At 65.0% G+C, this 240-nt stretch carries 1 pseudogene; it reads right to left on the bottom strand.

From position 1 onward, the window contains the following. Positions 1–240: pseudogene (locus tag ACPYOG_RS20550) on the bottom strand (imidazolonepropionase); the annotation flags it as partial.

The following is a 240-nucleotide window of genomic DNA, read 5'->3' as shown; positions in this document are numbered from 1 at the left end:
GCGTGTGGCTCCCGTGGTGACGGCAATGCCACCGGCGCTGTAGCTCTGCCCGGCCATGCGGGCCTCGAATTCCGCTGTGCGGTCTCCTGCGAAGACAAGGTGCGAATGTGAGTCGACCCAGCCAGGCAGGACGGCGCGGCCTTCGGCGTCGGTCATTTCATCAGCAGCGGGAGCATCGTGGCGGGATCCGATCCAGGAAATCCGCTCGCCTTCAAAGACAACGGCCGCATCCTTGAGGAC

It is taken from the genome of Leifsonia sp. HAY1-4F (assembly GCF_056755275.1).
This window is presented reverse-complemented; position numbering and strand designations above follow the sequence as displayed.